The 23119-nt window shown below is 39.7% G+C and carries 20 protein-coding genes and 3 tRNA genes; 10 read left to right on the forward strand and 13 right to left on the reverse strand.

Going from position 1 to position 23119, the window contains the following annotated elements; all coding sequences use genetic code 11:
• Window positions 1-48 precede the first annotated feature (48 nt).
• Together JKG61_RS07025 and JKG61_RS07030 are read left to right on the forward strand one after the other, a co-directional pair.
• Entirely contained in the window at window positions 49-579 is a 531-nt protein-coding gene (locus JKG61_RS07025; RefSeq protein ID WP_202102258.1) for a hypothetical protein, read from the forward strand.
• 117 nt (window positions 580-696) lie between these two features.
• Window positions 697-1725 carry a threonine aldolase family protein gene (locus tag JKG61_RS07030; protein WP_202102259.1) on the forward strand — a complete coding sequence of 343 codons (1029 nt, stop codon included), beginning with the start codon at window positions 697-699 and terminating at the stop codon, window positions 1723-1725.
• Between the two features lie 25 nt (window positions 1726-1750).
• Here JKG61_RS07030 and JKG61_RS07035 read toward each other — a convergent pair whose 3' ends face one another.
• Window positions 1751-2716 (reverse strand): YeiH family protein, encoded by a 966-nt coding sequence (locus JKG61_RS07035; RefSeq protein WP_202102260.1) that lies wholly within the window; start codon window positions 2714-2716, stop codon window positions 1751-1753.
• 185 nt (window positions 2717-2901) lie between these two features.
• On the opposite strand from JKG61_RS07035, the gene gndA reads away from it, so the two are divergent.
• The 3 genes from gndA to pgl are packed head-to-tail and all read left to right on the forward strand — an operon-like array spanning window position 2902 to window position 6630.
• The gene (gene gndA / locus JKG61_RS07040) at window positions 2902-4305 is read left to right on the forward strand and encodes an NADP-dependent phosphogluconate dehydrogenase (protein WP_202102261.1); all 1404 of its coding nucleotides are present in this window, start codon (window positions 2902-2904) and stop codon (window positions 4303-4305) included.
• A 29-nt stretch (window positions 4306-4334) separates the two neighbouring features.
• On the forward strand, window positions 4335-5846 hold the full coding sequence (gene zwf, locus JKG61_RS07045; protein WP_202102262.1) for a glucose-6-phosphate dehydrogenase: 1512 nt from the start codon (window positions 4335-4337) through the stop codon (window positions 5844-5846).
• A 55-nt stretch (window positions 5847-5901) separates the two neighbouring features.
• The gene (gene pgl, locus JKG61_RS07050; protein WP_202102263.1) at window positions 5902-6630 is read left to right on the forward strand and encodes a 6-phosphogluconolactonase; all 729 of its coding nucleotides are present in this window, start codon (window positions 5902-5904) and stop codon (window positions 6628-6630) included.
• 587 nt (window positions 6631-7217) lie between these two features.
• On the opposite strand, the gene JKG61_RS07055 is transcribed toward pgl, so the two are convergent.
• The 11 genes from JKG61_RS07055 to JKG61_RS07105 form a co-directional block, all read right to left on the reverse strand.
• A tRNA-Lys gene (locus tag JKG61_RS07055) sits at window positions 7218-7290 on the reverse strand.
• Between the two features lie 122 nt (window positions 7291-7412).
• Window positions 7413-7919, reverse strand: a complete 507-nt coding sequence (locus JKG61_RS07060) for a hypothetical protein (protein ID WP_202102264.1) — start codon at window positions 7917-7919, stop codon at window positions 7413-7415.
• Window positions 7920-8813: 894 nt separating this feature from the next.
• Window positions 8814-8886, reverse strand: a tRNA-Lys gene (locus tag JKG61_RS07065).
• Between the two features lie 133 nt (window positions 8887-9019).
• A complete protein-coding gene (gene obgE, locus JKG61_RS07070; RefSeq protein WP_202102265.1) occupies window positions 9020-10018 on the reverse strand; it encodes a GTPase ObgE in 999 nt (332 codons plus the stop codon).
• Between the two features lie 22 nt (window positions 10019-10040).
• The gene (locus JKG61_RS07075) at window positions 10041-10616 is read right to left on the reverse strand and encodes an adenylate kinase (RefSeq protein ID WP_202102266.1); all 576 of its coding nucleotides are present in this window, start codon (window positions 10614-10616) and stop codon (window positions 10041-10043) included.
• Between the two features lie 76 nt (window positions 10617-10692).
• Window positions 10693-10766, reverse strand: a tRNA-Arg gene (locus JKG61_RS07080).
• Window positions 10767-10954: 188 nt separating this feature from the next.
• The gene (locus JKG61_RS07085; protein ID WP_202102267.1) at window positions 10955-14161 is read right to left on the reverse strand and encodes an efflux RND transporter permease subunit; all 3207 of its coding nucleotides are present in this window, start codon (window positions 14159-14161) and stop codon (window positions 10955-10957) included.
• A 24-nt stretch (window positions 14162-14185) separates the two neighbouring features.
• Complete coding sequence (locus tag JKG61_RS07090) at window positions 14186-15241, reverse strand: efflux RND transporter periplasmic adaptor subunit (protein WP_202102268.1); 1056 nt, start codon at window positions 15239-15241, stop codon at window positions 14186-14188.
• Between the two features lie 14 nt (window positions 15242-15255).
• On the reverse strand, window positions 15256-16740 hold the full coding sequence (locus tag JKG61_RS07095) for a TolC family protein (protein WP_202102269.1): 1485 nt from the start codon (window positions 16738-16740) through the stop codon (window positions 15256-15258).
• A gap of 63 nt (window positions 16741-16803) precedes the next feature.
• The gene (locus JKG61_RS07100; protein WP_202102270.1) at window positions 16804-17406 is read right to left on the reverse strand and encodes a TetR/AcrR family transcriptional regulator; all 603 of its coding nucleotides are present in this window, start codon (window positions 17404-17406) and stop codon (window positions 16804-16806) included.
• A gap of 129 nt (window positions 17407-17535) precedes the next feature.
• Window positions 17536-18192 carry an NUDIX hydrolase gene (locus JKG61_RS07105; protein ID WP_202102271.1) on the reverse strand — a complete coding sequence of 219 codons (657 nt, stop codon included), beginning with the start codon at window positions 18190-18192 and terminating at the stop codon, window positions 17536-17538.
• A gap of 142 nt (window positions 18193-18334) precedes the next feature.
• On the opposite strand from JKG61_RS07105, the gene pfkA reads away from it, so the two are divergent.
• Genes pfkA through gap form a run of 3 tightly spaced genes read left to right on the forward strand, consistent with a single transcriptional unit; the run spans window position 18335 to window position 21177 of the window.
• On the forward strand, window positions 18335-19318 hold the full coding sequence (gene pfkA, locus JKG61_RS07110; RefSeq protein ID WP_202102272.1) for a 6-phosphofructokinase: 984 nt from the start codon (window positions 18335-18337) through the stop codon (window positions 19316-19318).
• Window positions 19319-19324: 6 nt separating this feature from the next.
• Window positions 19325-20173, forward strand: coding sequence for a hypothetical protein (locus tag JKG61_RS07115; protein ID WP_202102273.1), 849 nt, complete (start codon window positions 19325-19327; stop codon window positions 20171-20173).
• Between the two features lie 5 nt (window positions 20174-20178).
• Entirely contained in the window at window positions 20179-21177 is a 999-nt protein-coding gene (gene gap, locus JKG61_RS07120) for a type I glyceraldehyde-3-phosphate dehydrogenase (RefSeq protein ID WP_202102274.1), read from the forward strand.
• Window positions 21178-21219: 42 nt separating this feature from the next.
• Here gap and radC read toward each other — a convergent pair whose 3' ends face one another.
• Window positions 21220-21906: a RadC family protein gene (gene radC, locus JKG61_RS07125; protein WP_202102275.1), complete on the reverse strand. Its 687-nt coding sequence runs from the start codon at window positions 21904-21906 to the stop codon at window positions 21220-21222.
• Between the two features lie 146 nt (window positions 21907-22052).
• On the opposite strand from radC, the gene JKG61_RS07130 reads away from it, so the two are divergent.
• Together JKG61_RS07130 and JKG61_RS07135 are read left to right on the forward strand one after the other, a co-directional pair.
• Window positions 22053-22511, forward strand: a complete 459-nt coding sequence (locus JKG61_RS07130) for a peptidylprolyl isomerase (protein WP_202102276.1) — start codon at window positions 22053-22055, stop codon at window positions 22509-22511.
• Between the two features lie 19 nt (window positions 22512-22530).
• Window positions 22531-22935: a DUF5606 family protein gene (locus JKG61_RS07135; protein WP_021070166.1), complete on the forward strand. Its 405-nt coding sequence runs from the start codon at window positions 22531-22533 to the stop codon at window positions 22933-22935.
• Window positions 22936-23119: the final 184 nt, after the last annotated feature.

Genomic DNA, 23119 nt, shown 5'->3' on the forward strand with positions numbered 1-23119 from the left:
TTCTAGCGTAAAAAAAACTGAGTACCACATCAAAACAAATCCTGACCTATGACTGCAAGAGAATTTGTATCTAGTATTCGGGCCAATCAGCCTGAACGTTCCAATTTGGAACATCGACTAAACACGGAAACATTACATGGTATCTTAAGTGATGCCCAGATTTCGGATTCGGCGTCTATTTATGAAGACCATGGTAATGAAATATTAAACCTTCTCCACAATTTTGACCTATCGAGATTGAACATCTATGATATTACTTTTGACCATGACCTGGAAGTTTATCAAGATTACTTATTCTTCGGTTGGGATACTATCGGAGACCGTCTAGGCTACCACATCCCTTCTGGAGAAGTAGTGAGCTACTACCTGCATGGAGATTGTATTAATTATAAATGTGCAAAAGACGACAGACAATTCCTCCAATTATTTTTTGAATTATATCTTTTACTGAAAGGTCGTTTGGAAACAGAAGATCAAAAAGAAAAAGAGGAAATAGAACAACAGTTTTGGCTCAATACCACCTCTGCTGCATCTGAATCGTATTGGGAACATTATCAGCGATTCTTGAATTTTTCTTAGCTTTTTCTGTACTCTGGACCAGTCTGCTTCGAAGTAAACTTGCTATATTTCCCCCGCAAAAAAATGTATGAGGAGAAATTTACGTAGGTTTACTCCGAAATTGGTTAAAGAGCTATCATGTATAATTTTAAGAACGACTACTCCGAAGGCGCACACGCGAATATTCTAAACAAATTATTAGAGACAAACCTTGTTCAGCAGCTAGGGTATGGTGACGATGAATATACCTCAGCGGCCAAGGCTCTTTTAAAAGCTAAAATAGATAATCCGCAAGTTGACATACATTTCCTTTCGGCAGGAACTCAAACCAATTTATTGGTCATATCTTGCCTCCTTAAATCACACGAAGCTGTGATAAGTGTCCAATCAGGGCATATTTATGCACATGAGGCTGGAGCTATCGAAGCTACAGGACACCGAATAATAACGGTAGAGAGCATGGATGGCAAACTAAGGCCAAGAAATATTGAGCAAATCGTACAGCAACATACGCTAAGACCACATGTAGTCAAACCCAGACTGGTATATATATCTAACTCGACTGAAATCGGAACAATCTACCAAAAAGCCGAACTGGAAGCACTTTCGCAATGTTGTAAACAGTACAACTTACTTTTATTTCTCGACGGAGCGCGACTTGGTAATGCATTGACTGCAACGAACAATGATCTAACACTTGCTGAAATCAGTAGACTGACGGATGTTTTCTACATAGGAGCTACAAAAAATGGAGCTCTACTAGGGGAAGCTGTTGTATTCAACAGACCAGATATGTATCCCGATTTTGATTACGCTTTAAAGCAAAAAGGAGCTCTTTTGGCCAAGGGGAGGTTATTAGGGATTCAATTTTTAGAACTATTCAAGAGTAACCTTTATTTTGAACTCGCTGACCATGCCAACAAAATGGCCATGAAGATAGCTGATGCGACACGCGAATTGGGATACGATTTCTTGACACATTCAACAACCAATCAAATATTTCCTGTTTTTCCACGACATACCATCAACGAACTTTACAAAAAGTACCTCTTCTTTGAGTGGAAACAGGTAGATGAAAATCACTCCGCAGTACGACTCTTAACCTCCTGGGCTACGCCAGAAAAGGTAGTTGACGAATTTATATTTGATTTAAAGGCACTACAGTAATATACGAACCTGCATCTAACATTTATCAAAAATAATAGAGTATAAATAACAACGATGGTATTGCTATCAACCCCCATAGTACAAGTCCTAAAATAAATGGTTTGGTACCTACGGACTTTAACACTTGGGTAGAAAGCCCAGCCCCAATCAAGAACAATACTGCTGTAAGTCCGCTTTTGGACAGATATACAATGTAAGGAGCAATTTTGTGTAGTGGAGCGATATAAGTATTACCAATAATGGCTAATATAAAGAGTCCGATAAAGTAAGGAACCTGTACTCGACTTCCTTTATTTTTAAAAACCAAAGCACTAAAAAATGTAACGGGTATGATCCACAGCGCACGTGTCAACTTGACGGAGGTCGCGATTTGTAGCGCTTCCTCTCCATATCTGCTAGCTGCACCGACCACAGAACTGGTATCTTGAATAGCCACGGCACTCCAAAGACCAAACTGTCCTTGTGAAAGATTAAAGAAGTGTCCAACGGCGGGGAACACAAATAAAGCGATAGAATTTAAAATAAAAATAGTAGCCAATGCTACACTAATCTGCGCTTCCTTAGCCTTTATCACGGGGGACATGGCAGCAATAGCACTCCCTCCGCATATTGCGGTACCCACGGTAATCAAAAAAGCTATTTTCTTATCAATGTGTAACATCTTACCTATAAAATGCCCTAGAAATAGTATCCCGAATAAAGAGGCTACGGTTAAAAGAAAACCGTTTTTGCTGGCATGAATGGCAGACTCTACATCCATCCCAAACCCCAAGCCAACGACAGATACCTGTAATAGACTATGTGTCAATTTTCCTGTAATATTTGAAAACGGATTCCCTAACCACTGTGCCGTAATAATCCCAATTAATAATGCTATAGGAGGTGATACAAAAGGGCTTAGACAAAGTAGTCCCAAACCGATAAAAATAAACTCACGAATACTTAAATTTTTATTTAAAATTCCTTTTTTAAAAAAATGACTATTGTTCATCTTACAATCTCTTTTGATTAAACAATACAAAGTTGCGACCTATGGATTTCAAAAGAAAATGATTAAAAACCATACCCCATAACCAATAGTTATGCTTCCCAACGTTGAAAAAACAGCACTAATTCAACGAAAAGATTCCTATCTTTGAACACAGGCAGAAATCTGCATCAACTGATAAAAATTTTATGGAATTATATGATTTTGGCATAGTTGGTCTTGGTGTTATGGGAAGAAACCTCCTATTAAACATGGCCGACAATAAATTTGCCGTAGCGGGATTAGACCTTGACGCCGCTAAAGTAGAGTCTTTAGAGAACGAAATTAATGATACCCATCAAGTAAAAGCAACGACTCAGGTAGCTGAATTTACGCAAGCAATCCGAAAACCTAGAGCTATTATGTTGTTAGTTCCGGCTGGTAAACCTGTGGATGGTGCTATCAACAGTCTTCTCCCTCACTTGGAAGAAGGCGATATTATCATTGATGGTGGTAATTCTTATTTCCCGGATACAGATCGTAGATTTTTAGAACTATCTCAGAAAAATATTCATTTTTTTGGGATGGGGATATCAGGAGGAGAAAAGGGTGCACGTTTCGGCCCTAGCTTAATGCCAGGAGGAGATAAAGGCGCTTACGAACGTCTACGTCCAATCTTTGAAGCAGTATCAGCGAAAGTTAATGGAGAACCTTGTGTAGCTTATCTAGGCAATGGCTCTGCTGGTAACTATGTAAAAATGGTACATAATGGCATCGAATATGGTATCATGCAGCTGATTGCGGAAACTTATGATTTGATGAAACGTGGTTTTGGAATCGATGATGAAAAGATACAGCAAACCTTCGTTCAATGGAACAACACGGAATTGCAATCCTTCCTCGTAGAAATCACAGGTGAAATACTCAACAAATTTGATGAAGACGGACAACGTCTGGTAAACGTCATATCCGACTGGGCAAAATCTAAAGGAACAGGTAAATGGACCTCACAGAATGCCATGGATTTGCAAGCACCAGTCCCCGTTATAGACGCGGCAGTAACTATGCGGGACATGTCCAAATTCAAACCTGAACGTGTACAAGCAGCTAAAAAATTAAATTGGACGCCAGCTGAAAAAAACATAGATGAAGACCAGGTAATCGGACAATTAAAAGACGCTTTCTACTTTGCCATGCTAAATACCTATGCACAGGGGTTAGCACAACTGACTATAGCTTCGGAAACCTATAACTATGGGCTTAACCTGGAAGAAGTAGCCAAAATATGGCGTGGAGGATGTATTATCCGAGCAGCGGCACTAGAAGATTTCAGACAGGCTTACAGCCGTGATGCTTCATTACGCAATATTCTTTTGGATGATACTATTGCTAAAGATATTTCATCTAGACAAGCTAATACGAGAGAAATCGTAAAACAAGCTGTTGAGCATGGAATTCCATTTGCCGCTTATATGAATGCGTTGGCTTACTTTGATTCTTACCGATCGGAGCGTATGCCAACGAATATCATACAGGCGCAACGCGATTACTTTGGAGCACATACCTATGAGCGCATTGACCGCGAAGGTTCGTTTCATACACAGTGGGACTAAAATAAATTGAACACATTTTTAATCATACAATGAAGACCAGTAAAAAAGCCAGACCTTCTATTATAGTGATTTTTGGAGGTACGGGAGATTTGGCAAAGCGTAAATTAATACCCGCTTTTTACAATTTATTTTTGGACGACTGGATGCCAGAGAAGTTTGCTATCATCGGTTTGGGTCGTACGGAGCTTGATAATGCAACTTATAGGACACATCTGGCAGAGGGACTATCTGAGTTTTCCCGTACAGGAAAACCAGAGCAACAGAAGTGGGAGGAATTCAGTCCGAATATCACCTATTTCCCTTCTAATATCGACGATATTGACTCATACAAAGAGCTCGCTAGCCAACTGGATGCATTAGACGAGTTGTGGGGGGAGCGCGCCAATAGGTTGTTTTACCTATCTGTAGCACCACGTTTTATCGAAGCGGCGACTCTACATATCAATGAATCTGGTCTTGCAAGTATACCAGACAAAGACCGCATCGTTATCGAGAAACCATTTGGGAATGATAAACAAACAGCAGTCGCTCTTAATAAATTACTAAGACAGACTTTTCAAGAGAAACAAATCTATAGAATAGACCATTATCTGGGAAAAGAAACAGTTCAAAACATACTGGCTTTTAGATTTGGCAACGCTCTTTTTGAACCACTTTGGAATAGAAACTTTATAGATTCGGTACAGATTACGGTAGCAGAACAGGTAGGTGTTGAGAACCGCGGAGGATTTTACGAAAGTGCAGGAGCGCTTAAAGATATGGTTCAGAACCACCTTCTACAGATACTCTGCATGGTGGCTATGGAAGCACCAGCTTCATTCAAATCAGAAGAGATACGTAATCGCAAAGTAGATGTACTACGAGCCGTACGCCGTATCAAACCTGAGGAGGTGCAACGCTACGCCGTAAGGGGCCAATATGGTGAAGGATGGCTGCAAGGCAAAAAAGTACCTGGCTACCGTGAAGAAGAGGGAGTGAATCCTAAATCAAATACAGAGACATTTGTTGCTGTTAAATTTTTCTTAGACAATTGGCGCTGGCAAGGAGTACCATTCTATCTACGTACAGGAAAACGTATGCAGGAGAAACATTCATCGATTACGATACAATTTAAACCGGTACCGCATTCGACCTTCTCCGAAGGGCAAATGGACAACCTCATGCCCAATAAGCTGACCATTAATATACAACCTCAGATGGATATCCGTCTACGCTTTATGACGAAACGTCCGGGCTTAACTATGGCATTGAATCCATCGGAAATGGTTTTTGATTATGATACCTGTTCTACACAATCACCAGAGGCTTACGAAACATTGCTTTTGGATGCATTGAACGGGGATGCTACCCTTTTTATGCGCTCCGATCAAGTGGAAGAGGCTTGGGATGTAATCACTCCGATCCAAGAAGCTTGGGAAAGCAGAAATACACTAGATTTTCCGAACTATGCATCAGGAACTTGGGGCCCTGAAAATGCAGAGGCACTGGTCGCTCAAAACGGTCATGTATGGGCTGTAAATGCGCACCATAAAACGCGATAACAAGATTTGATCCTGACGAGTATAATTTAATATTGACTACTAAAAGTTTGAAGAATTGATACAGATATTTGAGAATACACAACAATTGACGGAAGCTGCAGCCGCTCTATTTATCGATACCGCAAAAGAAGCTATTGCCAAGAACAATAAATTTACCGTTGCGCTGACCGGAGGTTCATCTCCTATAGCCCTGCATAATTTGCTTGCATCTGCAGACTATCAGCAGATGATCGATTGGAAAAAGGTATATGTTTTTTGGGGCGATGAACGTTGGGTGCCATTTGAAGACGATCGTAGCAACACGAAAATGGCTTTTGAGACCTTATTGAATCATGTTCCAATTCCGGAGGAGAATATCTACAATATGTATTCAGAAACAGCTTCCCCTGAAGCGTATGCTACGCAATATGAAGCAGATATCAAGAAGGTTGTGGGCGAAGATGGAGTCTTTGATTTGATCCTACTCGGCATGGGTGACGATGGTCATACAGCATCTCTATTCCCCCACACGGCAATATTGGCTGAAGATAAAAAATGGGTAGACGCCTATTATCTTGAGCCACAAAGCATGTACCGGATTACATTAACAGCTCCGCTCATCAATAAAGCGAAAAATATCGCTGTGCTCACTTTTGGAGACAAAAAGACCGATGCACTATATGAAGTCTTAGAAGGCGAACGCAATCCACAAGAATACCCTTCGCAGCTACTCGCTCCAAGCCACGGAAAGCTTGTATTCATGACGGATCAAGCAGCAGCAAAACGATTGAAAAAGTCGTACTAAAACGTAAATAGAGGACTGTCTCAAAAGTCGATTTCAACTGGTTGATACCAAATAAAATTTTGATTCTATATTAGACTCAGCGAAGAAAGAGGACCAAATTCTTAATAAGTTTTGGTCCTCTTTTATGATTTCTCAAATTGAAAGCTATATTATCAAATAAAATTCTGAATTTCATTTATGAGACAGCCCCTTTCGTTTGTGATCCCGCTGGATTGGATCAGCCCCGCAAGCCCCCAAGCTTACCCCTGATCCTTCTATGAATCGAACCCCCTGGATTCGACCCTAAAGGGCACAAAAAAAGCCACACTTTGCAGTGAAGCTTTCTTGTGATCCCGCTGGATTGGATCAGCTCCGCAAGACCCCAAGCTTACCCCTGATCCTTCTATGAATCGAACCCCCTGGATTCGACCCTAAAGGGCACAAAAAAAAGCCACACTTTGCAGTGAAGCTTTCCTTGTGATCCCGCTGGATTGGATCAGCCCCGCAAGACCCCAAGCTTACCCCTGATCCTTCTATGAATCGAACCCCCTGGATTCGACCCTAAAGGGCACAAAAAAAAGCCACACTTTGCAGTGAAGCTTTCCTTGTGATCCCGCTGGGATTCGAACCCAGGACCCATACATTAAAAGTGTATTGCTCTACCAGCTGAGCTACGGAATCCTAATTCTTTATCGAATTATCCTTCGTTGTTTGAAGTGTTGCAAAGGTAAGAAAAATATCTTTAAATGCAAGGTTTAAAAATAGATAAATCAAATAGGTGGGGTTGATACCTTTAATAGACACTACTTACCCCTGTCTACATGGATGTAATTCTGGTTTGCAGCTATGTATTTTGCATTTGCATACATGCAGTTCGCTCCCGCATGCATGTAAATTACTTTTACATGAATGTAAATCACGTTTACATCGATGTAATTCTGGTTTGCAGTTATGTATTTTGCATTTGCATACATGCAGTTCACTCCCGCATACATGTAAATTGCTTTTACATGAATGTAAACCACGTTTACATCGATGTAATTCTGGTTTGCAGTTATGTATTTTGCATTTGCATACATGCAGTTCACTCCCGCATACATGTAAATTGCTTTTACATGAATGTAAACCACGTTTACATCGATGTAATTCTGGTTTGCAGTTATGTATTTTGCATTTGCATACATGCAGTTCACTCCCGCATACATGTAAATTGCTTTTACATGAATGTAAATCACGTTTACGTGAATGTAATTCTGGTTTGCACCTATGTATTTTGCATTTGCATACATGCAGTTCACTCCCGCATTCATGTAAATTGCTTTTACATGAATGTAAATCACGTTTACATGGAGGTAATTCTGATTTATATCAATGTAAGAGTTTCGATCTTTTGTCTTCTTATATTACATTGTAGGCAGCAGTTTGTTTATACGTTGAATTCTTTAAAAAAGATTAAACAAAAAATCGTACTAGGTCGCATTATGCCATCTTTTTTCGATTTGTGACAGATTCTTTGAACGTCTCTGTTTGTCTTGTTCATTCACTTTGATAATGTATAGCTGCCCTAGACAAGTGTGACCAATGCATCTGAAATCAACACGTGTGGGGGCTTGTGGTAAGATTCAAATGGAAGTCCTAGCAGAAGGGCTAGTTTTGTGTTAAATAGAAAATTTGTTTTTTCCGAATGTGTTCTGGATGGGAAAGAAGATCGTAAGAACCTCAGATCCGTCGTCAGGATTACTTCACTACTATACATTCAGAAAACCGAGGAATCTTCCTGTGAACAGCAATATTATATTACCTCATTAACAGATAATCCGGAGTTGCTAACACATCTATAAGAAACCATTGGGCCATAAAGAATAATCTCCACTTGAATCTTGATGTTGTCTCCCGAGAAGACGGACAATAAAAAGGAGTCAACTACTGTGTAGTGTCTCCTTAAGTGATCCCGCTGGGATTGGATCAGCCCCGCAAGACCCCAGCTTATCCCTGATCCTTCTATGAATCGAACCCTGTGGATTCGACTCTAAAGGGCACAAAAAAAGCCCCACTTTGCAGTGAAGCTTTCTTGTGATCCCGCTGGGATTGGTTCAGCCCCGCAAGACCCCAAGCTATACCGTGAACCTTCTATGAATCGAACCGCTCTGGGTTCGACCCTGAAGGGCACAAAAAAAGCCCCACTTTGCAGTGAAGCTTTCTTGTGATCCCGCTGGGATTCGAACCCAGGACCCATACATTAAAAGTGTATTGCTCTACCAGCTGAGCTACGGAATCCTAATTCTTTAACGAATTACCCTTCGTTCTTTGAAGTGATGCAAAAGTAGAAAATTTGAGCATTTATACCAACTTTTTTTTACTTTTTATTGCCTCTATTTTTAAATAAGCTCATTACTAGGCCATTAATTTGTTAAGAATTTATAACCTTCCAAAGCATATCTTTTAATGGAAGGATATTCTTATTGGCTACAGATGATATAAAGATATAAGGTATGTCCTTCGGCACCTGTAATGCCATCTCTGCCTCTAATTCATCGTCCAACATATCGGATTTTGTAACAGCTAGTAAACGGGGTTTCATTAAAAGCTCTTCATTATAAGAAGTCAATTCGTTCAATAGAATATTATACTCTTCAGCTATCGTACGATCGGTATCAGCCGGAACCATAAACAAAAGTACCGAGTTGCGTTCTATATGTCTTAAAAAACGAATCCCTAAGCCTTTTCCCTCCGAAGCTCCCTCAATAATCCCGGGGATGTCGGCCATGACGAAAGATTTATTATCGCGATAACTTACTATTCCTAAATTAGGAACTAAGGTTGTAAAAGGATAGTCTGCGATCTCCGGCTTAGCAGCAGAGACTACTGATAATAGGGTTGATTTTCCTGCATTTGGAAAGCCTACTAATCCTACATCTGCCAAAACTTTGAGTTCTAGAATAACCCACTGTTCTACACCAGGCAACCCCGGCTGCGAGAATCGTGGCGTCTGTTGAGTGGGGCTTTTAAAATGCCAGTTGCCTAAACCTCCTTTACCGCCTGCTGTGAGAATCTTAGTTTCTCCTTCCTCGGTGATTTCAAATAGGACCTCACCTGTTTCGGCATCTTTAGCAACAGTACCTAAAGGAACCTCCAATACTTCGTCATTTCCATTAGCACCTGTTCGCAATGCGGACCCACCTGGGCCTCCCGATTCGGCGATAATGTGCTTCCTAAACTTCAGGTGTAATAAAGTCCAGTGCTGTGTAGAGCCCTTTAATATGATATGTCCACCTCGTCCACCATCACCTCCGTCCGGACCACCCTTGGCCGTGAATTTGTCTCGATGCAAGTGCGCAGAACCTGCTCCTCCATGTCCCGAACGACAACACACCTTTACATAATCAACAAAATTAGAACCTTGAGCCATATTTCAATAACAGTGAATAAAATTAAGCGTTGTAGCTATCAATTACTTGAGATAAATCAGTAAAAATAGCTTCAATCTCACCAATACCATTTACCTTTGACAATTTGCCTTGAGATTCGTAGTATGGAAGCACATGAATAGTTTTTCCGAAGTATTCTTCTATACGTTTCTTTAACTTATCAGCAGCATCATCAGCACGCCCAGAAATTTCCTGACGTTTTGCGATACGTTGTGTCAGTTCTTGTTCATTCACATCAAGAGCAATCACTCCTGTGATAGAGCTACTATTCTCTATCAAAAAATTATCCAATGCTTCTGCCTGTGCAACAGTACGAGGAAAACCATCAAAGATAAACCCCTTTGCTTGTGGGTTTCTCTTGATTTCCTCTTCCAACATAGCGATGGTTATCGAATCAGGTACTAGGTTACCATCAGCAATAATCTGACTTACTTGTTTACCTAAATCGGTTTGACCTTTGATATGTGCACGAAAAAGATCTCCGGTAGAAATATGCACAAGATTGTATTTACTGATAAGTTTCTCTGACTGTGTACCCTTTCCTGCTCCTGGAGGACCGAATAATACAAGGTTTAGCATAGTGTTGAGTAATTTTTGATGACAAAAATAAAAGCCTAATCCGGTTAAGAGAATTAGGCTCTTCAGTTAACTAGAGTGCGCTCCAAGGGAGTCGAACCCCTAACCTTCTGATCCGTAGTCAGATGCTCTATCCAATTAAGCTAGGAGCGCTGTTACCATAACGTTAAAGAATAACCTTTTATGTTTTTGGTGTTGCAAATATAGATATTAAAAAGCTTTATGCAAATATTTTTCTATTGATATTTCAACAAATCGAGATAACGGTATAATCTTAAAAAAAGAAAATACGGGCAGAATATACCTTCTCCCCGTATCGTCTATTACTAATATCTGACATACTAATGCTTTGCATCCATCTCGTCGACATAGTCGGCATTCGGGATATAGTCTGCTGTAATCAATTCTTTATAGTTCTCTGGCTTCTCTTTACCAAAACGTCTCTGCAAACTATCAAAAAGAGAATATACGACAGGTACAACAACTAACGTCAAAAACATCGACGACAAAAGACCTCCGATAATAACAATAGCTAGTCCTCTATTAGTATCCGCAATACCCCCTGTCGCCATAGCGATAGGAATCATACCAAACACCATAGCGATCGTAGTCATCAGGATCGGACGAAGACGTGCATGGTTAGCTGCCACTAACGCATCATGTGTCGTTGCTCCAGATGCCTTTTTATGATTAGCAAAATCGACCAATAAAATAGCATTCTTAGCAACCAAGCCAATCAACATGATGATACCTAAGATTGTAAAGATATTCAATGTCTGATTCGTCAATGCCAACAACAATAGTGCTCCGATAAACGAGAGCGGAATAGAAAACAATACGACAAACGGTGTTGCAAAGTTATCATACAAAGCTACCATCACTAGGTACACTAATATAATCGAGGCCAAAAGAGCTACTCCCAACGTTCCAAAACCTTCCTCTTGATTTTCCATATTTCCTCCCCACATAGTCGCTACACCTGTCTTTTTGGGCAACTTATCAAATTCAGCTTGCCATTCCTGAGCTACAGTACCAGCAGGACGTCCGATCACTTGCGCTTTCACTGCCACAGAAGGTGTTTTGTCCCGTCGTTCCAACAATGTCGGTCCAGAACCATAGGAAATATCCGCAAACTGTTCTAACCTAATCGAAGTTCCTTGATTATTGATAAATTTCAACTTACGAACATCTTCTATACCTGCCCTGCCTTTATCATCAAACTGTATATTGATATCGTATTCGTTATCTCCCGCACGGAACTTATTATCTGTATTTCCGGAGAAAGCCACCTGCATCGTACTACCCACCGTAGCGACATTCAGCCCTAATGAGGTCATTTTATCGCGATCTACTTTTACATTAATCTCTGGATTACCGGCCTCTGATGACAATCGTACTTGCGAAGATCCTGGTATTTTCTTCAGCACTTCAGCAGCTTGATTTGCAAATTCCAAAGCATCTTCCATTGACGTACCGATAACTGTTAAATGTACTGGTGCCTGCTCCGCCCCCATCAACCCCATATTCACGGTTCGAACTATTGCCCCAATCAGTTCATTCTCTAACTCACGTTTTAGCTCGGCAGAATATACCTTAGAATTTAAAACCCCTACATACTCGTCTTTTAAGATAACATGGATTTCGGACTTGTATCTAGACCCCGATACACCTCCCATACCACCATCACTCGATTGACCTACGGTAGTAATCATACGCTTAACCTCGGGTTTTGAAGCAATCAAATTCTCTGCACGCTGGGTTAACTGATTTGTTGTTTCTAAGGACGCGTCTTTTTCCAACTCAAGTTGCATCATAAACTCACCTTTATCATTCGCTGGGAAGAAGTCTCCTCCAATATAACCCAAAATCGGCAAAGAAAGCGATGCAAAGAATAAAACTATGGCTATCAATAATGTGACTAATTTATTACCTCTTGTGCGCAAGGACCACTTCAGGATATCTGATATCCAATGGGTGAACTTGGAAAGACCACGTTCAAATCCTAATATTATTTTCCCAAAAAAGGAGCTTGAATTGATATGCTCTAACCGTCCAAAACGAGAATATAACCATGGCACTACTGTAAAAGAAACCAACAAAGACAATCCAGTAGCAATAATAACAGTAACACAGAATTGAGCGAGAATATTAGCCACGAGTCCTGTGGACATCGCGATCGGCAAGAACACAACAACAATTACCAGTGTAATAGCTGTAACCGTAAATCCAATCTCAGCAGCTCCATCATAAGCAGCACGCACCTTGTTTTTTCCCATCTCCATATGCCGGTGCACATTTTCGATAACTACGATAGCATCATCGACCAAAATACCAACCACCAAAGACAATCCCAATAAAGACATCAGATTCAGTGTATATCCCATAAAATAGAAACCAATAAAAGTTGCTACCAAAGACAACGGGATAGCCACCATCGTAATGGCCGCATTACGCAAACTATGCAAGAAAAACAGCATAATGAAACCGACCAATATAACGGCAACCACTAGATCCTTCATAACGTGATTTGCAGAATGCAAAGTATATTCACTCGAATCGTTAGCAATAAGAACCTGTATTCCTTCTTTCTGATAGTCTTTCTCAATACCAGAGATCAGATTACCGTCTTTATCTTTTGTTGCAATAGTTTTTTGCACCAACTTGGATACCGCTACAGCATTGGCGTCAGACTGCTTATACACTTGCATCAAAATCGTATTCTTGCGATCCAAACGCGCTACCTTCTCAATTTCAGCGACACCATCTTGAATATCTGCGATATCACGCAGAAAAACAGTTATTCCTGCAGGTGTAGTTATTGGCAGATTACGCAGTTCTTCAACAGACCCCACCTTACCAGCAAGACGAATGGTATTTCGCTTTTCGGCAGACTGAACACTTCCTGTAGGAAAATCCATATTAGAAGCAGCAATCACTTGCTGAATCTGTGTAATACTCAAGCCGTAGCCTTCTAATTTTTCAGGATCCACTTTCACCTGAATCTCGCGCTCTTCACCTCCAATCATATCAACCTTCGCCACACCGTTTACCCTTGCGAATACAGGTTGTATCTTTTTGTCTAAAAGATCGTAAAGCTCTTTTTCTGACAACGCTGAGGTTACAGCTAAACTCATGATTGGCATATCATCCAATGAGAATTTATTCAAAATTGGCGGATCCACATCATCTGGTAAATCATTCAATATGGAATTGATTTTCCGTTGCGCATCTGTAAGCAAAAAGTTAACATCAGCTTCATCATTTAATGTTACCGCAACCACGGAAACACTTTCCATCGAGGTAGCCTCAATTTTCTTCACCATCTCAAGGGAAGAAATAGCGTCTTCAATTTTTTTGGTAACGGTATTCTCTACCTCCGTAGGTGAGGCTCCCGGATATACCGTCTGAATCAAAATAACTTTGATGTCAAACTTAGGAATCAGCTCATACCCAAGTCGGGTATAAGAAAATATACCACCAAGGATCAAGATGATAAACATCACAATGATTAAACTTGGCCTCTTTATCGAAATTTCAGAAATCTTCATATTATTTACCGCCTTTTCAACTTATTATTTGATAATAGAAATAGGTGCTTGATCGAACACATTGATCTGACCGGAAATAATGACCTGATCACCTACACTCACACCTTCTAATACTTCGATATAATCACCAAAGCTTCTGCCCGACTTAACCGTGGCGGCAACTGCTTTTCCATTCTTCACCACAAAAATCTTGTTGTCGCTTACAGAGCCCAAGAACGCAGTACGAGGTATCACAACCACATTGGCTGTCACATCGTCGCCAAACCTAGCAGTACCATACATACCTGCACGCAATTCGTTATTAGGATTAGCAACCTCGATCTCTACGGGAAAATTTAAGCTTCCATCTGACTTAGGGGCTATAAATGTAATCTTACCACTATATACTTTATCCGGGTAAACGCTAACCCCCAAGTTTACATGTTGCCCTACCCTAAGTGTGGCGACATTCTTTTCATCTACATTTACACGTAGTTTCAAAGTGCTGACATTCACAATATCAAATGCAGCGGTTCCAGGGTTCACGTATGTTCCAGGTTCAATTTTCTTGGAATTTATAATTCCAGACACTGATGTTTTAATCGTCACATCACCAGCTGTAAGTTTTGCGCTGCGTAAATTATTTTTAGCGTTTTCAAACTGAAGCTTGGCTTGATCTAATTGCTGCTGTGTGACCCCTCCTGTACTAAAAGCACTTTCAAATCGTTGTACATTCTGCAAAGCATTGTCATAGTTAGCCTGTGCGTTTGCCACATTAACATTCAATTTATCCCCCTCTACAACAGCTAGCGTTTGACCGGCGCTAACTCTGGCTCCCTCACTTACTAACACCTTTACCACACGCCCTGGAGTTTCAGCTGAAACAGTAACCTCTTGCTTAGGAATAAAATTACCATTGACCACGTAAGTTAAATCAACTATCTGTGTACGTACAGTATCTACCCGCACAGCCACTTTTTCATTGGTCACTGCAGCCGCTGCAGTTATCTCTTCATTCTGCTTCTTGTTCTTGTTCAATAAATAAACAATACCTGCTAGTACAGCTGCGATACTTACGATTGTTATTATTACGCGTTTCATAATATATATTAAGATTATTTTTCGTTTACTAATGTTTTTAACTGACCTTTAGACTTTATCAGCTGTATTTCGGCAACTTTAAAATTAAGTAAAGAAGTATTCAGATTGTTTTGTGCATCGGCATAAGCATTCTCCGCATCAAGCAACTCTGTTAAGGTAGCCAATCCATTTTTATAATTGTTTTCCGTATCGGAAAGCACCTCTTTCGCTAATGTTACGTTGGAGCGATTGGAATTGATTGTCAACAGTGAATTTTTAACCTGCGCTTTCGCATTTTCTTTAGCCAGATCTAAACCTAACTTTGTCTCTTCATAATCAACTTTAGCCCTTCTAATCTCGATATTGGCCTGATTGACTTTTGATTTCGTTGCTCCCCCCGTAAATATTGGTATACTAAGATTCAAACCTATTGTAGAGAAATCGGCCCAGACTGACTCTTTGGGTTTAAACAGAAAAAAACTATTTGAAAAACCTAAGACACCGTAGTTCGCACTTAAAGATAAAGTAGGGTAATATTGAGACACAATAGACTTTTTGTTTAACTCCAATAACTCACTCTGTTTACTCAACAATCGCAACTCTGTCCTGTCATCCATTATCGGCTGATCCTCCAAAGCAATAGATGCATCAATCTCAAAAGTTTCCTCAGGTAAGGCAACTGCTTGCTTAATATCCATACCTATCGCAAATTTTAAAGCATTCTCTCTAAGCTCTAACGCATTCATGATTTGACTTTTCTGCGCTTTAAGATTATTGATTGCAACCTCAGTCCTATCTAAGTCTATCTTTTTTGCCAGTCCAGCATCGACTAATCCTTTTATAACACGGTGTGTCTTGGTTGTGTTATCTAGGTTGTTCTGTACTGTTTGCAACTGCAACTGAGTTTGATAAACCTCATAATAAGAATTGGATACTTTTTCGATCAGTTGCTCGTCGGTCAATTCTTTATTTATTTGATAAAACTCCCGAGTAGATTTTGCTGCTTTCAAACCCGTAAAAAGCGCTTGATTAAAAATCTGTTGATTAAGGGATACCGAGTTTTGCGATGACCATGGCGTCCCGAAGCCAACAAGTGTAAGCCCGGCAGGCACCGGTGGAGCTGTTGTTTTAGGCGTTACTTCCCCTTTAACTCCACCTGATATAGAACCTATATTATTTCCATTAGCATCAGTCAATTGCCCTGTGAGATTTCCATCCAAATCGGAAGCACCACCTCCTCCTCCAAAACCACCCATAGCAGACAAGTCTATAGCCGATTTTTGTACTTTAACATTATAGGTTACACCACCATTAAAATTCACCTGAGGAAGAGCTCCTGCTCTCACCTCATCTATTTTATACTGTGCATTTTCAAGATCCAAAGCTGATTTTTTAGCATCAGCTTTATTCTCCAATGCATACTTTATTGCTTGCTGTAACGTCAACACCTCTTGTGCACTGACGCTGGAGACTCCAAAGACTCCGGCTAATAAAACTGCAATAATTTTTATCCTTTTCATCTAGTTTATTTTTTTCTTTTGTTGATGAGAGTTCTCCCGAAGCATCGGGATTGGTTTCGTTGTTTATTGTTCGATGATTCGCTCTTCAAAAATCAATCTAATTGCCCTTTTCTGACTATCCACAATATGACTGATATTTTCCTTATTAGGTATACCAGAGATAATATCCTGCACATTATACATTATACCAAGTGACTTCATTATCTCAACAAATGCGATACTAGCCTCTTCAACATCTTTGATCCGGACGTCTCCAAAATTTACAGACTTGGAAAACAATGCCTTGGTAGCCGCAACATCCCTCTGATAAAGCTCCTCAATAACAGATGCCATATCAACACCTTTAATCCACTCTAAATTTTCATCAATGTGAAGCATATAATACTTACTAAGATATGAGGCCCTCAATTCTAGAATTTCATAAAGTGTTGCCATCAGATCCTTAGTGTAATTAGCAACAATAACTTCCTCTTTACCAAATAGTTCATCAGCAACTGTACTGATTACATCTCTTATTAAAGCGGACTTATCTTGGTAATAGTAATATAGGTTTGCCTTAGTGATCTTCATATCTTCAGCAATTTCATTCATCGTGGTTTTATTGAAACCATAATGACAAAATCTCCGCAGAGCTACTTCGACGATTTCTTCCTTACGTTTATCCATTTCTCCCTTTTAACTCCTGACTTTTATTAAATTTTGTTCAAAAGTACAGAAAGAGCATGCCACATCTAAAAGAATTGCAAAAAAAAACAATTCTCTGACAATTAAAACAAATTAATTAAAACACCAATATTAGGAAAAGAGTTTGGCGAACTTCCTTTTATCAACCTTATATAGCCGGGCGGCACGGTAGGAAACTCCTGTTTGATACTCGTCAAGTTCTTTTAAATAGCCAAGATTTCCCATTTTTTTGCGGAAATTTCGTTTATCTAGAGATTCACCCAAAATCGACTCATACACTTGCTGTAATTGGGTCAGTGTAAATTTTTCAGGTAGAAGTTCAAACGGCGTAAATGAAAAACTTAAGTTGGCTTTTAGTTTTTTCAAACCGATTTGCAAGATTTCGTTGTGATCAAAAGCGAGATCAGGCACATTGTTAATAGCAAACCATTTAGCCTGTCGCATATAATTAGTTATGGGTTTTATTTTATTTTTCACCTCCTCATAACGTACCAGAGCCATATAAGCTACCGTCAAAATACGCCCTTCTGGATGGCGCTTCACTCCTGCCAGCGCAGCCAGCTGCTCTAGATAGATATCCTTCAAGCCAGTATTCTCATACGATATACGTTTGACTGCGTCCTCCATTTCTTCCTCTTTGTCCACAAAATAACCAGGAATAGCCCACCAATCTTTATAAGGATACTCATTTCGTTCAGTAAGAAGCACTTTTAACTGACCTTCATGAAAGGTTAGAATCAAACAATCTACGGTGAAAAAAGAAAGCACAAATTTTTATTTTAAATAAAAAACCAACCAAATATCAGACAATATTGCTTAAAAATTACAGAAGAAACAAAAAAAAGATGGTCAAAAATTTAATAGTGTAGAAAATACACACTATATTCGTATTGCCTAAAATTAGTTTGATTTGAAAAAAATAACAAACATTGGTGTATTTACTTCAGGTGGTGATGCGCCAGGGATGAACGCAGCGATCCGAGCTGTAGTAAGAACCGCAATATACGAGAACATACAAGTTACCGGGATCTACAGAGGTTACCAGGGAATGATTGATGCCGATTTTGTGAATATGAACAGACGTTCTGTAAGTTCTATTATTCAACATGGTGGCACGATTTTGAAATCTGCTAGATGTTTAGAATTCAAAACAAAGGAAGGACGCCAAAAAGCATATGAAAATATTAAAGCACATGGCATAGATGCATTGGTCGCCATAGGCGGCGATGGTACTTTTACAGGAGCAGATCTCTTCTCTAAAGAATTTGAGATTCCTGTGATGTGCATCCCTGGAACAATCGATAATGACCTCTACGGTTCGGATTACACATTGGGATACGATACCGCCAACAATACCGTCATTGAAGCAATAGATAAAATACGGGACACCGCTTCATCGCACAGTAGAGTTTTCTTTGTCGAAGTAATGGGGCGAGATTCAGGTTGTATTGCGTTAAATGCAGGAGTCGGTGGAGGTGCCGAGGCGATACTTATGCCCGAAGTCGATAGTGGTGTAACAGAGCTTTTTGATGAGCTTGCTTTAGCGGAAAGTCGAGAGAAGAGCTCAATGATCGTTATCATAGCAGAAGGTGACCAAAATGGAGGCGCCTATAACGTTGCTAAAATTGTGAAAGAGAAATTTGACCATCTTGATATAAAAGTTAGTATATTAGGGCATCTACAACGCGGAGGCTCACCTAGTAGTTTCGATCGAGTACTGGCTACCCGAATGGGCTTTAAAGCTGTAAAAGAACTAATGGCTGGCAATTCTAGGGCTACTGTGGGATTAAGAGGCACATCAATCGTAACTACTCCTTTAGAAGAAGCCTTAAGCAAGAAAGAATTCAAACTAGACGAAGAGTTGTTGGCAATTGCAAACATAATGAACAAATAGAGAGACATGATTTTAATAATTTTCACTGGATCAAGATATGCAGATTGGCGATTGGCCGATAAAGGAAAAGTTTTACATGGTTTCCGAACCGCAGGAATAAACTCTTACATCCAGGATGAAAATTTCATCAACCAACTCTTAAACAAAAACACAGACTTACTTTATAATGCTGAAAAGGTAAGGAAGATTTTTTTCTTTGGAGCAGGAGCATCATCAAAAGACCGTCAGGAAAAGATTGTTCGGGTTTTTTCTTCTTTTTTCAAAAATGCGCGAGTCAAAGCTTCTCATGACCTAGACGCTTCAGCTATCGCTACATTTGGGGATGAAAAGGGTATAGTTGGCATCATTGGATCGGGCTCCAACGCAGCCTACTTTACCGGTAAAAAGATTGTGGAGAATAATTACGGTCTAGGTTATATCCTAGCGGATGAAGGTTCTACCAACTGGCTCAGCAAACAGGTACTCAAAGATTTTTTGACGCAAGCTATGCCAAATGGTTTTAGAGAGAAGTTTTTAGAGAAACATAATATTGACCGAAAAGTGATTTTAGAAAAAATATACAATTCTCCCAACCCAAACATATTTCTTACCTCATTTGCAGACTTTATCTTAGAGAATAAGAACGATCCCTACATGGCTTCACTCGTTAAGAAAGGATTGGACTTGTACATCAAAACTTACCTTATTCCATTAGCAGACAACTATCCTGACTCTCCAATATGCCTAACAGGTTCGGTTGCCTATAACTATAAAGAGTGGTTAATGGAGTTGGGAAATGAGTATCACCTCGGAATTCAAAGCATCGTGAAAGAACCTATTCAGAATTTAACGAAATACTACATAAATAAAAATTAAAAAAAATGAAAATTGGAATTAATGGATTTGGCCGTATCGGTCGTTTAGCATTTAGAGCAGCAGTCAATCGAAAAGATATCGAGATCGTCGGAATCAACGACTTGGTCGAACCTGATTATATGGCATACATGCTAAAATACGACTCTACACACGGCAGATTTGATGGAACTGTAGAAGTAAAAGATGGCAATTTAGTGGTTAATGGTAAAACCATCCGGGTTACTGCAGAAAAGGATCCTGCAAACCTAAAATGGAATGAGGTGGGAGCAGAAGTCATCATTGAATCAACAGGTTTATTCTTAACGCAAGAAACAGCACAAAAACATATTGATGCAGGTGCAAAGAAAGTAATCATGTCAGCACCTGCTAAAGATGATACTCCGACTTTTGTGATGGGTGTAAACCACAAAGAGCTCCAAGCTAATCAACATATTGTATCGAATGCATCGTGCACAACGAACTGTCTAGCGCCGATAGCAAAAGTTCTACACGATAAATTTGGTATTGTAGAAGGACTGATGACTACTGTACACGCTGTAACAGCTACTCAAAAAACAGTAGATGGTCCATCTGTTAAAGATTGGAGAGGCGGTCGTGGCGCATACCAAAACATTATCCCATCTTCTACTGGCGCTGCAAAAGCAGTAGGTCTGGTATTACCCGCTCTTAAAGGAAAATTAACAGGAATGTCCTTCCGCGTACCTACAGCTGATGTATCGGTAGTAGACCTTACTGTCCGTCTAGACAAAGGTGCTTCTTATGAAGATATTAAAGCAGCGATGAAAGATGCTGCCGAAGGTGAACTAAAAGGTATATTAGGATACACGGAAGATGACGTGGTATCTACCGACTTCCTTGGGGATGCGCGGACTTCTATCTTTGACGCTAAAGCAGGCATATCCTTAAGTGATAATTTTGCAAAAGTTGTATCTTGGTACGACAACGAATGGGGATACTCTAATAAAATTATTGATTTAGCACAAGAAGTAGCTAAATTTATCTAAGCTTTTAAGCATTAAGAAAGAGACGCATTAGGCCTCTCTTTCTTATAAAACTCCTTCATCTCGAAAGCTATAATAACCACTATCCGTAAAAATCAAATGGTCATTCACCCGTATGTCCATAATCTTAGCAGCATCACAAACCCTATTTGTCAGGTCCCGATCAGCTTTACTTGGATGCAGTGTACCAGAAGGATGGTTATGAGCCAAAATAATGGAACTGGAATTATTCTGTAGGGCATGCCGCAATATCATCTTTATATCTACTGGTGTAAAATCATTTCCACCACTGCCGATCAACTGTTCGTGTAAGACTTTACAAGCCGTATTTAAATAGATCACCCAAAACTCTTCATGTGGTAAATCCTGCAAATAAGATTTAAAATAATCGTATACTCGTTTACTACTATTGAGTAATGGTTTTTCTAGAGCTCCTTCTTCCTTTCTTCTTCTTCCTAACTCGAGAGCTGCAACGATAGAAATTGCTTTTGCTTCTCCAATCCCCTTATATTCACATAGCTGATAGACATCCCGCTTGGACAGTTGGCTTAGACTATGTTTCGAATCGCTCAAAATTCGCTTACAAAGCTCGACTGCAGTCTCTCCTTGGGATCCTGAACCAATTAAGATAGCCAATAATTCTGCATCGGTCAGGGCACGCCGCCCTTGTTCCAATAATTTTTCTCTAGGGCGATCTGATTCCGCCCATTCACGAATAACAAGCTTGCTCATAAACTACATGTGATAAATAATTGATTTTCTTAAAGTTAATAAAAAACAATTAGTCCTCAAATTTTAACTTGCTTCGACAGAACATCACAACTTATTTTTAGCTAAAAAACCCTATCTTTGTACCTCGAAAACAAATTTATTTAGTAATGAGTAAAGCAATTATCAAGACAGAAAAAGGCGATATGACTGTACAGTTTTATACAGAAGACGCTCCTAATACCGTTGCAAATTTCGTTAAACTTGCTAAATCAGGCTTTTATGATGGATTAGCATTTCATCGCGTAATCCCTGATTTTGTTATCCAAGGAGGGTGTCCAAACTCAAAAGAAGGTGCTGCTGGAGCACCGGGTACTGGAGGCCCTGGGTATAAAATTGATTGTGAATTAACGGGTGAGAATCAATTTCATGATCGAGGTGTACTATCTATGGCGCATGCCGGCCGTAACACAGGTGGTTCACAATTTTTCATTTGTCACAGTCGCAATAACACTGCTCATCTAGATCGCAACCACACTTGCTTTGGTAAAGTAATAGAGAATGTAGACATCGTAGATGATATACGTCAGGGTGACCGTATTTTGTCAATCGAAGTAATAGAAGATTAGTTAACAACAAAGCAATAACATGAATTTAAGAGCTTTAGTATCAGTCACAGGTAAACCTGGTCTGTTTAAACTTATTGGGCAAAACAAGGGGGGATTTATTTTAGAATCCTTAGATAGTGCAAAAATTAAGTCAGTTGTCAATCTAAATACAACAAAAATGGCAACCCTTGAAGACATCACTATCTACGGCGAAGAAGAAGAAATCCGGCTATTGGATGTTCTTGAAAAAATCAAAGCTGAAGAAATCAATGTCCCTGACACAAAATCTAACGGTGATACGCTGAGAGAGTTTTTCAGAAGCGTAGCTCCTGGACACGATGAATCACGTGTATACACTTCGGATATCAAAAAGATTATATCTTGGTATAATATTATAAAGGAATTTCCTTTATTTGAAGAGGAAGCTCCTGCTCCTATTCAATAATACAAGAAGGTCTGATGAGAGTCAGGCCTTTTTTGTAATTATACGGCACAAAAAAATGCTTCATATAGAAAGCATTACATGTGATCTTAAAATCTGTCATAAAATCTACCTAAGTATTAGCGTTTTTTTGCTTTTTCAGGTTCTGTTTCGATAGGTTTTTCTACGAACCCCCAATTAGTTATAT

The organism is Sphingobacterium faecale (assembly GCF_016746095.1).
Classification (GTDB): Bacteria; Bacteroidota; Bacteroidia; order Sphingobacteriales; family Sphingobacteriaceae; genus Sphingobacterium; species Sphingobacterium faecale.